Below are 12513 nucleotides of genomic sequence, written 5' to 3'. Positions count from 1 at the left end.
TTGTTTCATAATCGTGGAACAAGAGTTTCATGCGTCAAGAGGATTCGTGCCCCATGGCCTCGAGACTAATCCTGCGGATTCAGGAACGAACCTCGCGTCTGACCGCGAGCGAGAAGAAAATCGCTCAGGTTCTTTTGCAGAACCAAAGCCTTATCGAGACGCATACGGCGACCGAGCTGGCGGCGCTTGCCGGCGTGTCGAAAGCGACGACTGCACGTTTTTTCCGCAGTCTCGGCTACGCCGATTTCGAGGAAGTCCGGCTTCAGGCCAGGGATGAGCGAAACAGGCGCGAGCCTTATGCTGGCTCCGAATCGAGCTACCAGCCGGCCACGCTCGGTCGAACGATCTCCGATCACCTGGAACTCGAACTGCGCAACATGACGCGCACCTTCGAAGAGATGCGCTCCGACCTGCTTCCAGAAGCGGCGAAGATGCTTACTGCCGCGCCGCGGGTCTGGTTCCTCGGTTTCGGCGACGAGGAGGGCATGGCGGCCGTGGGACGGTCGGTGTTTTCGCGCCTCCGGCACAGCGTGCACCAGCTGCGCGGGTCCGGCCAGTCCTGGGCTGCCGAACTGTCGATGACCGGTCCGCGCGACGTCCTGGTCCTACTTACCTTCGAACCTCGGCCCAAGGTGCTTCGTCCGCTTTTGGCCTACGCGCGGACGACGCGTATGAGGATTGTCACAATAACGGACCACGCATACGCCGCGCAGGCAGATCGCTTCTCGGATGTGGTGCTGCCATGCCATGTCGCGAGCTACGGGGTGCTGCCAACACATGCGACAATGCTTTCGGTGCTTCGTCTGATCGCCGTCGCCTATCTCGGCCAAAACACCGATGCGGTCGGCCAGCGCATAGCAACGCTTTCCGCGATCGATGAAGAACTTGATCTGTTCTGAAGTTGCAGATGCTCGAGTTGAGCCTTCGACTGCGCATTCCCGGTGGTTCAATCGATCACAATAGCGAGCGTGGGGTCTGCATTCTCTTGAGGCTTCTCTCGCCCGCCCACCGACCCGCGCCTTCAACGGGTCCCGGCAAGTGTTCAATCGTCGTCGGCCCTCAAGCAAACGTGCTCACGGACCGATTGAAAGCCCTCGTGCCGGTGGTTCGATTTCGCCCCTCGGCACCACGAAAGCGGCCGAGACGTTCAACTTTCATCGCCACGTCCGGTCCTCATTCGGATCGGGTTCGATCCTCTTGGTCCCCAGGTTTGACCGACCTGGCCCTGCGAAGTGGCCCGGTTTCGGTTCCACTGGCTGCCGCGGTTAAGGAAAGCGTCGGCGGATCCGTCAGGCGCCGGTCCCCGGCGGGCTGTCGGGCGTCGTGATCTGCCATTCCTCCGGCTTGATGCCGAATTTCCTGATCCGGGAATAGAAGGTGGTCGCCGGGATGCCCATCAACTCCGCCGCGCCGCTTGTGCCGGAAACCTTGCCGCCGGTCTCGCGCAGGCAATCGACAAGCGTGCGGCGCATCTCCGCCTCGAGATCGGCCTCGGTGCGGATCGGTCCGGGCGCGCTGCGCGACCGTGTGCCGGGTTCGCCGAGGTCCACGATCAGCTTGCCCCCCTGCGAGACGATCGTCGCCCGCTCGATCACGTTGCGCAGCTCGCGCACGTTGCCCGGCCAAGGATAGTCCATCAGCCGCTGCATGACGTGCTGCGTGATGACAGGCGGGCGGCGGTTCATGCGCTTGCTCGCCAGCCCGAGGAGGTGCGTGGCGAGTGCCGGGATATCCTCCTTCTTCTCGCGCAGCGGGTGGCACAGGATCGGGAAGACGTTGAGCCAGAGATACAGGTCCTCGCGCAGGCGGCCGGCGGCCACCTCCTTCTCCAGCGGCTTGGTCGAGGCCGCGATGACGCGCACGTCGAGGCTGCGGCTGCGGGTGTCGCCGAGGCGGGTCACCTCGCGCTCCTGCAGCGCGCGCAGGAGCTGGCCCTGAACCTCGGCCGGCAGTTCCTCCACGTCGTCGAGAAACAGCGTGCCGCCATGGGCAAGCTCGAGCTTGCCGGGCTTGTCTCGGAGCGCGCCGGGGTAGGCGCCCCGGATCTGACCGAATAGCTCCGCCTCCATCGCGCCTGGCGCCACCGAGCCGCAGCGCACATGGATGAGCGGTCGCCGCCGCCGCGGGCTGGCGTTGTGGATGGCGTGGGCCACCAGCGCCTTGCCGGTCCCGGCCTCGCCCGAGATCAGCACCGTGGCGTCGGTGCCGGCAACCAGCTCCACCCGGGTCAGGAGCTGACGCACGGCCGGCGAGGTGCCGATGATGTCGTGATGCGCGCGTTCGGTGGTGATCGCCTCCTGAAGGTAGGCGTTCTCCTGCTCCAGCCGGTCGCGCAGGCTCGCGATCTCCTCCAGCGCGTCGTGGAGCCGCTTCTCGTTCTCCTTGCGCTCGGTGATGTCGCGGAAGATCACCACGGCGCCCGCCAGCACCTGCTGATCGTAGATCGGGGTCGAGACGTATTCCACGCGGATCGGGCGGCCGTCCTTGCGCCAGAACACCTCGTCCTCGATCCGGTTCACCTGCTCGAAGCGGAAGGAGCGGTAGATCGGGCAGTCGTGGGCATGGTACACCTCGCCGTCGAGGTGGTGGTGGTGGATCATGTCGTGGATCGGCTTGCCCAGCAGATCCTCGGTGGTCCAGCCGAGCATCTCCTGCGCGGCGCGGTTGACGAAGGTGGTCTTGCCTTCGGCGTTCACGCCGTAAATGCCTTCGCCAGCGGCGTTCAGGATCAGCTGGTTCTGGCGCTCCAGTTCGGCGAAGAAGTCGTGCGCCCGCTTCCATTCCTCGATGCCTGCCCGGTGCAGGCGCACGGTCTCGACCATCTGCGCCCGGCGTTCCAGCTCGGCGAGGTCCAGCAGCATGATGAACACGTGGCTGGCGCTTCCGGCGATGCGGCGGGCGCGCAGCTCGCAGGGCAGGGCCTCGCCCGCGACCAGGAGATCCACGTCGCGGGTCCAGGCTTCGCCGCGATGGTCCGTCTCCTCCATGAAGACGATGAAGCGGGGCAGGGCGCGCCCGAGCCAGTCCGAGAACACCGCCCCGGGGGCCGCACCCAGCATCCGGCGGGCGGCGGCATTCGCCGCGACGATGCGGTCCGTCGCGGTGTCCAGAACCAGCGCCGCCTCGGGGACGGTGGCGACCAGCGAATCGTGGAGCGGAGGTGTGTCCAGCATGGCCGAAATTTAGTGCCGCGCTGCAGCACGGTCTCTCGAAATTTCGTAAATTACGGAATTTCGTAAAGATTGCAGGGGATAGGGTATGGTCAAGATATTGAAATAAATTGGAATATCACGAATGCGCAAATTTTGGGCACATGCTTCTCCGTTGGACGAAGGGCTTCCATGATCTTGGAAGACAGCCAGCACAGGGGATGCACCATGTCCGTCAAGAGCCTCGGAAACCCGTTCTCAGACAAGACCGACCTCCGCCACGGCGCCGATTGCGGCTGCGACGGCTGCGCGGGTCACAGGGATGACCATGCGAAAGTCGCGGCGCCCATGTCTTCCGACGAGATCATGGAACGCGCCATCGAGAGCGCGGTCGTCCGCTCCGTCTTCGGACACAACGACATCCAGCGCCGGTCCTTCATGGGGATGCTCGGCGGCGGCGCCTTCGCGTCGATCCTCGCCTCGGTGTTCCCGCTCGAGGCGGCCAAGGCCGCGCTCCTCGACGAGCTGGGGCCGCCAGAGAAGACCGACCTCAACATCGGCTTCGTGCCCATCACCTGCGCGACGCCCATCATCATGGCCGAGCCGATGGGCTTTTACGGCCGCTACGGGCTCAACGCGCAGGTCATCAAGACCGCCGGCTGGGCCGTGGCGCGCGACAAGTCGCTGTCGGGGGAATACGACGCCTCGCACATGCTGACCCCCATGCCGCTTGCCATGACGCTGGGGGCAGGTTCGGTCGCGGCCCCCTACATCATGCCCGCCGTCGAGAACATCAACGGCCAGGCGATCGTGCTTCACAACGACCACCTCGAGCGGCGCGACCCAAGCCAGTGGCGCGGCTTCACCTTCGGGGTGCCCTTCGAATACTCGATGCACAACTTCCTGCTTCGCTACTACGTGGCCGAACACGGGCTCGACCCCGACACCGACATCCAGATCCGCGTCGTGCCGCCGCCGGAGATGGTCGCGAACCTGCGCGCGGGCAACCTCGACGGCTTCCTCTCGCCCGACCCGTTCAACCAGCGCGCGGTTTGGGAGGGGATCGGCTTCATCCACCTCCTGACCAAGGACATCTGGGAGGGGCACCCCTGCTGCGCCTTCGCGGCGCCCCTGTCCTTCGCCACCGAACTGCCCAACACCTACGGCGCGCTCCTGAAGTCGATCATCGACGCGACGCAATACGCCTCCGCCGCCGAGAACCGCGCGGAGATCTCGGCCGCCATCGCGCCCGAGAACTACCTCAACCAGCCGGTCGAGGTGATCCAGCAGGTGCTGACCGGCACCTTCGCGGACGGCCTAGGCAACGTGCAGCGCGTGCCAGACCGGATCGATTTCGACCCGTTCCCCTGGCATTCCATGGGCGTCTGGATCCTGACCCAGATGCGGCGCTGGGGCTACATCGAGGAGCATGTCGATTACCGTGCCGTGGCCGAGCAGGTCTATCTCGCCTCCGACGCGCGCCGGATCATGGAGGACCTCGGCTACGAGGCGCCGGCCGAGACCTACCGGACCCACACGATCATGGGCAAGACCTTCGACCCGGCGGACCCAATCGGCTACATCGACAGTTTCGCGATCCGCCGGGCCTGATCCATGGTCGCCCTCAGCATCAACCAGCGCGGCGCGCTTCTGTCCGCGCTCATCCTGATCGTCGGCCTCCTGTTCTGGGAGGCCGCGATCCCCGAGCAGCAACTCGCCAGCGAGATGACGGAATACGAGCGCCTGATGGGCGGCGGCGCACCCCGCGCCGCCATCCCGCCGCCGTCCGACATCCTCGCCAAGGCGTGGGAGGAACTGTCGAACCCGTTCTACGACGCGGGCCCGAACGACAAGGGGATCGGCATCCAGATCGGTTACTCGATCTACCGCGTCCTGTCGGGCTACTTCCTCGCCGCGCTGGTCGCGATCCCGCTGGGCTTCCTGATCGGCATGTCGCCCGTCGCCTACAGGGCGCTGAACCCCTTCATCCAGGTCTTGCGGCCCATCTCGCCGCTCGCGTGGATGCCGCTCGCGCTTTTCGTGATCCGCGACAGCGAGGCGAGCGCGATCTTCGTCATCTTCATCTGCTCGATCTGGCCCATGCTGCTGAACACGGCCTTCGGTGTGGCCGCTGTCCGGCAGGACTGGGTGAATGTCGCCCGCACCCATGAACTCGGTCCGTTCCGCACCGCCTTCCAGGTGATCCTGCCCGCCGCCGCCCCCACCATCGTCACGGGGATGCGCATTTCCATCGGCATCGCGTGGCTGGTCATCGTGGCCGCCGAGATGCTCGTGGGCGGGACCGGCATCGGCTACTACGTCTGGAACGAGTGGAACAACCTCGACCTGACCTCCGTCATCTTCTCGATCCTCATGATCGGCGTCGTCGGCATGTTGCTGGACACGGCCTTCGGGGCGCTCCAGCGCCTCGTCGCCTACGCGGAATAAGGAGCGTTCCCATGACCAAACCCTTCCTCAGCGTGGAGCGCCTGACCCAGACCTACCCCGACGGGTCGGGCGGCACGACGACCGTCTTCGAGAACGCGAGCTTCGGGATCGAGCGGGGCGAGTTCGTCTGCATCCTCGGCCATTCGGGCTGCGGCAAGTCGACGATCATGAACATCCTCGCCGGTCTCGCCTCGCCCACGTCGGGCGCGGTGACGATGGACGGGGCCGAGGTCTCGGGCCCCTCGCTCGACCGGGGCGTGGTGTTCCAGAACTACTCGCTCCTGCCCTGGCTCTCGGCGCTGAAGAACGTGTCCTTCGGGGTGGCCGCGCGCCACCGCGACTGGTCCAAGGCGCAGGTCGAGGAGCATTCGCGCAAGTTCCTCGCGATGGTGGGGCTCGAGGGCGACACGGTCTTGCGCAAGCCCAGCCAGCTTTCGGGCGGGATGCGACAGCGCGTGTCCATCGCGCGCGCCTTCGCCAACCAGCCGAAGCTGCTCCTGCTCGACGAGCCCTTCGGCGCGCTCGACGCGCTGACCCGTGGCACGATCCAGGAGGAGCTCCTGAAGGTGTGGAGCAAGACGGAGCAGACCGTCTTCATGATCACCCACGACATCGACGAGGCGATCCTTCTGGCCGACCGCATCCTGCTGATGACCAACGGTCCCTATGCCCGCGTCGCCGAAAGCGTGCAGATCACCATTCCGCGCCCCCGCAACCGGACGGAAATCGTCGAGCACCCCAACTACTACGCGATCCGCAACCACCTGGTGCAGTTCCTCGGCCAGCGGTCCAAGGCGCTGTCTGGCCAGCCTTCGGGCGGGGCGACGCAATCGCCCGAGACCGTGGTGATCGACAAGACAAAGCCCGCCGAGGACCCCGAGCCCGAGGCCCTGCTGCGCGCTGTCAACGACTGACGCCGCCCCATTTCACGCGAGAGGAGAGACCAAGATGAAGGACACGTTCGAGCGCCCCGTCATGATGTCCAAGGAGGACGTGACGGTCATGATCCTGTCGGCCAAGAAGCAGGCCGGCCTGACCTGGGAGGGCATCGCCGACATGATCGGCATGTCTCCTGTCTGGACGCATTCCGCCTGCATGGGCATGAACGCCTTCCCGAAGGAAAAGGCGGAGCTTCTGGTCGCGAAGATGGGCCTGCCGCAGGAGGCGGCCTCCGTCATGGTCGAGCCGCCCACCAAGGTCTGGGAACAGTCGGTGCCGACCGATCCCTGCATCTACCGCCTCTACGAGATCGTCGGCGTCTACGGACCCACCATCAAGGCGATCATCGAGGAGAAGTTCGGCACAGGCATCATGTCGGCGATCGACTTCGACATGCAGATCACGAAGGTCGAGCACCCCAAGGGCGACCGCGTGAAGCTCGAGATGTCGGGCAAGTTCCTCGCCTACAACAGCTGGTGAGGGGCGGCCCCGGCCGGTGACACGCGTCGTGGCGTCTGTCTGAAAAGGCAGGCGCTGCGGCGCCCCGGAGTGAGCCTCGCGTTTCGCGCGAGGCAAGCGGGACGCAGTATTGCAGGGGTTTCGAAGCCTGCCCGCCCGCAGATGCGCCGTTGCGACGGCGAACACGGCCGACCCTCCGTCAATGGCATGGAGCCCCGGAAAGGGGGTGCATGCGCTATGGCCGCCTGGAGCAGGCGCCGCCCGAAAACGGGCACTATCATGCCTGTGGCGCGCGCGTTGAGCGCCAAGCCAAGCTCCGCGCACACTCATCGTCGTGCAACTCGACGTCTTCTGCCAGGTCACGCAGGGTCGCCAAAGACGAGCTCAGGAAGCACGACCTCCCATTCCGGTCGCTTCAGGTATGTCTGGAAACACTCCTCGCTGTCGTCTGCGCGCCATCGCAGTATGGCCGCGACCTGACCATGCAGGAACCGGCTGGTATCTGGGGGAGAGAAGGCGCGCGCCATGCGGCCCAGCGTGTCACCTGCCTCGTTCTGGATCAGCCATTTGTCATCCTCGCGCACCAGGCGCACCGGATCGCCCGGGCGCGCTGCCGCGATCGCACGGAGGGTTCGGTTACGGTCCGAGAGCCGTCCGGCAAAGGAGAGATCCACGAGCTTCGGATCGGCCGCAACATAGCGCTTGCGGAGTTCCGGCACCGCGGTCACGTCGGGCTTAACCGATCGCCGCAGCAGCGCCGCTCCCGCGTCCTTGACCAACGGGTGACCGCCCTGTGTGAGAAGGGTCAGGCTTTGCCTTGCGCGCGTCATGGCGACGTAGAACAGCCTGCGGGGCGCGTCGGCGTCCTCGTTCCGGGATGCTCGGTCCCAGCCGCCATTGAGGATTGCGACGTGGTCGAACTCGAGACCCTTTGCGCGATGCGCCGTCAGGAGCAGGAGGCCGCGCTGCTCGGTCCTTGCCTCCCGCGCCCATTCGCCGAGCCATTCGACGATATCCGGCACCGGCATGGCTTTCTCGTCGATCTCGCGGGCAAGCGTGCCGATGCCCTCGCCGATGACGCCAGTCCAGAACGTGGTCGGCTGGCGCTTCAGGGTATCGAGCAGGTCCGCGATCGTCATCAGGCGTGTCCGGTCGGCCAGGAGGTCGCGGACCAGGGCCTGCATCTCGCGCAGCCGCCACAAGCTCGGAAGGCTCTCGTTTGCCATCTCGACCGGGATGCCAAGATGCTCTGCATAGTTGCGCACCGGCTCGAGACGGCGCCAGTCACGGGCGATGATGGCCGCGTTGCGCCACTGCCAGTCCGGGTCGAGATCGGAGAGCCGCTTGAACTCGTCCAGGATCGCGACCGCCTGGGCGTCGTCCCCCGGGGGGATATCGAGCAGCGTCACGCGGCCCTGTCCGACCGGGTCGATCCGGGTCATTCGCCCGCCGGGGGCCTCCTTGCGCCGCGCCTCGTCGACGGAGATGTCGTGCCCCAGTTTCATGCGGTTCCGCGCCGGGCCGATGACCGCGTTGGATGCGGCGACGATGTGCCCGGACGAGCGGTAGTTCTCCGTCAGAAACGTCGGCCTGGCGTTATAGTCCGCCTCGAAGCGGCGGATGAACTCTATGGACGCGCCGGCGAAGGCATAGATGTTCTGGTCATCGTCTCCGACGGCGAAGAGGCTCAGGCGCTGATCCGGGTCGTCGAGACTGCGACCTGCCACGGCCGAGATCAGGGCATATTCCTCGGGGCCGATGTCCTGGTACTCGTCCACCAGAATCCATCTGAAACCTTCGATCAGGGTGTCGCGCAGCGCCTCCGCCTCGGTCCTGGACATGCCCTCGCCACGCAGGGCCGCCACGGCCTGCATCACGATCCCGTCGAAGTCGCGCTGGCCCTCGGCCAACCCGGCGAAGCTCGCGCCCATCAGGCGCATGGCCAAGGCGTGGCAGGTCGAGACCGTAACGCGTGTCGCGTCCTTGCCAATCAGGCGGCGCAGCCGTTCCCGGATCTCCGCCGCCGCGTGGCGGTTGTAGGTGAGCACGAGGATGCCGCGCGGATCCTCCCGTCGCACGCGGACGAGATAGGCGATGCGATGCACGAGAACCCGTGTCTTGCCCGAGCCGGGGCCTGCCAGGACAAGGACGTTTGTCTGCTCGCGGTCGTCCTTGACGATCTGCTCCTGCACCGGGTTGCCGAGCGCATCGACGATCGTCTTCCACGACCGCCCCGTGGTCTGGCGCCGCAACTCGGGCCCGCGCCCCGGCATCCAGCGCCGGACGAAGGAGTCGCGGTCGAGGACGAAGTAATCTTCCGAAAGCCGTTCGGCCTTCTTGATTTCCTCCAGACCGAGCTCGGCATAGGCGGCCATCACGTGCGTCTGGATCGTTTGCTCGGCATAATGTTCATCCAGTGGCGCGAAGTGCTGGACGGTGAACTTCCCGCCCTTCGGATTGACATGCACCGTCATGGCGGAGCGGAACACGGTCAGGCCCCGGCCGAGCGTCATGACCTGCTGTTCGTGCAACCACAGAAGCGCCCTGTCCATCAGCCGGTTGATGTCCCGCACCTCGCCGCGCAGGAACGCATCCCCACTCAGCGCGCCAAGCAGGTCGCCAAGCGTCGTTTCCACCTGAATGTCCTTGCCGCGCGTGCCCTTCGGCACCTTTTCCAGCAAGTGCGACAAGAGCCGCTCACCCGCCTGCCGCCGCAGCGCCGCCGTCCGTTCCAGAACGCTCCAAGTCCGCTGCAAGCGCACCGAAAGGGTCGTGCGGCTCAGCTTGCGGAGGCTGATATTGCCACGTCCCCCGTCCTGGTCGCGCCCGTCGAATGTCATGCCCTGCAAGAGCTTTTCCACGAGGTCGGGGCGGACCTTCGCGTGACCGCAATCGCGCAGGGCCTGGCAGGTTTCGGTGAGGTTGAGCGGTTGCGGTTCGGTGTCGGCCGCGTCGGGCGCCGCCTCCCGCATCAGGGCGATCAGATCGGCTTCGAGGTGTGCTGCCTGTTCCAGCCGCCTTTGCGATGCGTCTTCGACGCCGACGTGAACGAAGACCGTGACCGCGGTGTCGTTGCTGGCGATACCAAGGGCTTCCAGATCGGAGAGCGCCTTGCGCAACGCCGCGCTGTTCAACCCACTGGCGCCGGTCAATTCGTCGGTGGAGATCCCCTGATCGGCGTCGGCCGTCATCAGGTGCCGCACGATATCCAGCAACTGCTTCCGGCGCGTGCCGGTGATGTTGGCCCTTCCGATGAGACCGGTCGCCTCCTCCATCGTGCGAACACGCAGCGACGAGGGGAAGACCTGCACCCGGTTCTCCTCGCGCGACAGAAGGTTCGCCTCCTCCAGCCACGCGACGGCTGTTTTCACGCGCGTATCGTCCGTGTTGCTGTCGCGCACGAACTCGGCGTCGTGGTCCTCGCGGACGATCTCGCCTGTGGTGGCGATGACTGTGCCGTCCTGCTTGAGCCGTTGGTCGAGTTGCCTTAGCGCCCTCAGGATGGCGCCAATCTCATGCCGCGCGAGACGCGAGCGGGCCGACAGGCTGAACTGACGCTCCACGTCGTCGGTGTTGAACAGCAGGACGCAGTTGGCCGGGGCGCGGTCGCGTCCGGCGCGTCCGGCCTCCTGCAGGTAATTCTCCAGCGACCCGGGTACGTCGCCATGCACGACGAGGCGGATGTCCGGCTTGTCGATGCCCATTCCGAAAGCGTTGGTGGCCGCGATCACGCGCAGCTCGCCGACACGAAAACGCTCCTGGATCTCGCGCTTCTCGTCGGCCGGCAGACCCGCATGGAAGCGTTCCGCCGCGAGGCCCTGCATCTTGAGAAACTCGGCGACCTTCTCCGTCCCGCTGCGTGTGGCGCAATAGACCACGGCACCGGAGGCGCCATCCGCCGGCAGACCGGACTCGATGGCGTCCAGAATGTCGGCGAGCTTCGTGGTGGTCTGCGTGGGCTTCACCGCGAACGTGAGGTTCGTTCGCACCGCACCTCCATCGAGCAGCATCAGATCCACCCCGAGGCGAGACTGAAAATGCTCGCGAATGTCGCGCACAACCTCCGGCTTCGCCGTAGCCGTCAGGCAAAGGACGGGCGCGGGGGCGTCGTCGCCGGAATATTCGCGGATGAAACGGCTGACATAGCGGTAATCCGGGCGGAAATCATGGCCCCATTTCGAGATGCAATGCGCCTCGTCGAGAACCCAAAGTCCGACTTCCCGTTGCTGCAGCGCCGACCTGATCGATACCGATCGCAGCTGCTCGGGAGAGATCAGAAGGATGGCGGCGTCGCCCATACGCACCTTCTCCAGCGCGTCGTGCCGCTCGGGCAGCGACAGCATCCCGTTGACCGTGACCGCCGATGAAATCCCGGCGCGCGCGAGCCCCTGCACCTGGTCGGCCATGAGCGCCACGAGCGGTGAAATCACGACGGTCAACGCCCCGGTCTTGTCGAAGCGCGACAGGGCCGGGATCTGGTAGCAGATCGACTTGCCCGTGCCGGTCGGCAGGATGCCGAGGACGCTTCGGCCCTCCATCGCCTCGGAAACGATACGCTCCTGCAGCGGGCGACCCTCCGGGTCGACGGGTTCCGGCCGGAATGATGGAAAGCCGAACCAGCGTTCGAGCGCCCCGGTCGGATCGCCCATTTGGGCGCACCAGGCGCAGTCCGTCCGCGCGCAGCGCCTGTCGCGCAGATGCTTCACGATCAGCGATGCTTCGCGGAACTGGTGGCGCACCCAGGGCGGCATGACCGAGTCGCCGCCGGCCACCGATATCCATGACAGCGCGTAGGCCATCGGCCAGCCCAGGTGCGGGTCTGAAAGGCGCGCAAGTGTCTGTTCCAGCCGATGTGTGCAGACCTGGCCGTCAAGCAGGCGCCGGATCGCGGTCGAGGCCGCGGCCTCCTCCGGCGCGTCGGTCCCGCGTATCTGTCGGAAGAGTGTGTCGAAACCGTCCGTATTCTCGCCGCGGGTGACCAGGAAATGGTAGGCGGCCATCGCGCCTGGCGAGGTCTTGGCCAGGGCCTGGAAGGCGGCGATCTGGTTGGCCAGGACGTCGAAGACCAGGCGCGCGTCAAGCTCGGGATCGTTGACGTGGCCCGCTTCGAGCCGACCGTCGTGATGGTGCTTCACGAGGTGGTGGTAGGGGTTGCGCGGGAAGGCGAGCGGGTTGAGCCACAGAGTATCGATCGGCGCCGCGCCAAGTGCGGCGAGACGAGTGCGGTTCGCCACGAGGTGGGGCAGGTCGTGCCGAAGGATGTTGTGGCCGACGAGGAATCTGGTCCCGGCGCAGAATGCCTCCAGCCGGTCCAGCGCCGCATCGAGGTCACCCCGTTCGTGGCGAAGCACGCGGTCGCCAGAGCCATCCAGCGCAGCAAACGCGAAGATCCGCGCCGTCTTCGGATCGACCTCGAGGTCGATTGAGACGGCAGCGGTTAGCGGATCGGGAATGACCGCGTGATCATGCTTGGAATAGCTCATCAGGAGCTCGGGTTTGCGTTGCGGCCGATATTGGT

At 65.9% G+C, this 12513-nt stretch carries 7 protein-coding genes; 5 read left to right on the top strand and 2 right to left on the bottom strand.

Going from position 1 to position 12513, the window contains the following annotated elements; all coding sequences use genetic code 11:
- Positions 1–53 precede the first annotated feature (53 nt).
- Positions 54–899: a MurR/RpiR family transcriptional regulator gene (locus tag N8I71_RS11480; RefSeq protein WP_262878124.1), complete on the top strand. Its 846-nt coding sequence runs from the start codon at positions 54–56 to the stop codon at positions 897–899.
- A gap of 390 nt (positions 900–1289) precedes the next feature.
- On the opposite strand, the gene N8I71_RS11475 is transcribed toward N8I71_RS11480, so the two are convergent.
- The gene (locus N8I71_RS11475; RefSeq protein WP_262878123.1) at positions 1290–3173 is read right to left on the bottom strand and encodes a sigma 54-interacting transcriptional regulator; all 1884 of its coding nucleotides are present in this window, start codon (positions 3171–3173) and stop codon (positions 1290–1292) included.
- A gap of 204 nt (positions 3174–3377) precedes the next feature.
- Between N8I71_RS11475 and N8I71_RS11470 the strand changes: the two genes are divergently transcribed.
- The 4 genes from N8I71_RS11470 to cynS are packed head-to-tail and all read left to right on the top strand — an operon-like array spanning position 3378 to position 7016.
- Positions 3378–4760: a CmpA/NrtA family ABC transporter substrate-binding protein gene (locus N8I71_RS11470; RefSeq protein ID WP_262878122.1), complete on the top strand. Its 1383-nt coding sequence runs from the start codon at positions 3378–3380 to the stop codon at positions 4758–4760.
- 3 nt (positions 4761–4763) lie between these two features.
- Positions 4764–5597, top strand: coding sequence for a nitrate ABC transporter permease (gene ntrB / locus N8I71_RS11465; protein ID WP_262878121.1), 834 nt, complete (start codon positions 4764–4766; stop codon positions 5595–5597).
- A gap of 11 nt (positions 5598–5608) precedes the next feature.
- Positions 5609–6511: an ABC transporter ATP-binding protein gene (locus N8I71_RS11460; RefSeq protein ID WP_262878120.1), complete on the top strand. Its 903-nt coding sequence runs from the start codon at positions 5609–5611 to the stop codon at positions 6509–6511.
- A 34-nt stretch (positions 6512–6545) separates the two neighbouring features.
- The gene (cynS, locus tag N8I71_RS11455; RefSeq protein ID WP_262878119.1) at positions 6546–7016 is read left to right on the top strand and encodes a cyanase; all 471 of its coding nucleotides are present in this window, start codon (positions 6546–6548) and stop codon (positions 7014–7016) included.
- Positions 7017–7354: 338 nt separating this feature from the next.
- On the opposite strand, the gene N8I71_RS11450 is transcribed toward cynS, so the two are convergent.
- Positions 7355–12478, bottom strand: a complete 5124-nt coding sequence (locus N8I71_RS11450) for a RecQ family ATP-dependent DNA helicase (protein ID WP_262878118.1) — start codon at positions 12476–12478, stop codon at positions 7355–7357.
- Between the last annotated feature and the right edge of the window lie 35 nt (positions 12479–12513).

The organism is Roseicyclus sediminis, from assembly GCF_025515305.1.
Taxonomy (GTDB): Bacteria; Pseudomonadota; Alphaproteobacteria; order Rhodobacterales; family Rhodobacteraceae; genus Roseibacterium; species Roseibacterium sediminis.
This window is presented reverse-complemented; position numbering and strand designations above follow the sequence as displayed.